1 pseudogene is annotated in these 1,357 nt (G+C 63.2%); it reads left to right on the forward strand.

The features are described from left to right. Positions 1 to 55 precede the first annotated feature (55 nt). A pseudogene (locus tag CV770_RS41075) lies at positions 56 to 1,120 on the forward strand (IS256 family transposase); the annotation flags it as partial. Positions 1,121 to 1,357 lie beyond the last annotated feature (237 nt).

The raw sequence follows: 1,357 nt of genomic DNA on the forward strand, positions 1-1,357 counted from the left end.
GGCGTATCGAGGCGGGTGTCGAGCCTGCCAGAACCTCACATGAGAGCGATACGCCATGAACGAGCATAGCAACGTTGTCCCACTGCGTCAGCCCGATGAGATCGACGATCCACTGACGAATGTTTTGCGATCTGGTGCTCGGCAGCTGCTTGCGCAGGCTGTCGAGATGGAAGCCGAGGCGTTTCTCGCCGCGATGAAGGGCTTGAAGCTTCCCGACGGCCGCGACCGCCTCGTGCGACACGGCCATGGTCCAGTGCGGACGATCCAGACGGGGATCGGCGCCGTCGAAGTCGCCCGGGTAAAGATTCGGGATCGCGCGGTGACCAGCGATGGCGAGCGGATTCGCTTCACCTCGGCGATCCTGCCGTTGTGGGCACGGCGCACGAAGAGCTTGGATGCACTTTTGCCGGTGCTGTACCTGCGAGGCATCTCGACGGGCGACTTCCAGGAGGCGCTGGCGGCGCTCTTGGGCAAGGATGCGCCGAATCTTTCTCCGGCGGTGGTTTCCAGACTGACGACGGAGTGGCAGAGCGACTACGAGCATTGGCAGAAGCGCGATCTGTCGGCGCGCCGGTACGTATACGTGTGGGCGGACGGCGTCGTCCTGCAGGCTCGCATGGAAGACCACAGCGAATGCATGCTGGTGCTGATCGGCGCGACGCCGGAAGGCAAGAAGGAACTCATCGGCTTCCAGGTCGGCGGGCGCGAGAGCGCGCAGAGCTGGCACGAACTGCTCGTCGAAGCGAAAACCCGTGGGCTGAAGATCACCCCGGAAATCGCCGTCGGTGACGGCGCGCTCGGCTTCTGGAAGGCGCTCGACGAGGTCTTTCCCGCCACGCGACACCAGCGGTGCTGGGTGCACAAAACCGCGAATATCTTGAACAAAGTCGCAGTGTCGGTACAGGCCAGCATCAAGAAGGATCTGCGCGAGGTCTATTTGGCGCCCAACCGAGCTTCGGCCGAAGTGGCGATCGACGTCTTTGCCGAGAAATACGGAGCGAAGTACGACAAGGCGGTCAAGTGCCTGACGAAAGATCGCGACGCAATGCTTGCGTTCTACGAATTCCCCGCCGCGCATTGGGGCCACTTGCGGACGACGGATGAGATCGACAAGCAGTTTTTAGCGGGCTCCGGAAGATGCATTCTTTTGTTCGACCGCGCCGCCGGCATTCTTCCGTCCCGACCGCCCATCTCGCAGCTGCCGCGCGCAGGGGCGGTCGAGGCTGGCCGCAGTTTGCGGCCACCGCAAGGCTCGGCCTTGACCGGCCCGAGCACGGCGGCATCCTCGATCGGATCGGGCCTGGAAAGAACACAATGACTCACCGACCCAGTGTCCCAGGGGCATGGGAACTAGCGC

The organism is Bradyrhizobium sp. AC87j1, assembly GCF_002936975.1.
Taxonomy (GTDB): Bacteria; Pseudomonadota; Alphaproteobacteria; order Rhizobiales; family Xanthobacteraceae; genus Bradyrhizobium; species Bradyrhizobium shewense.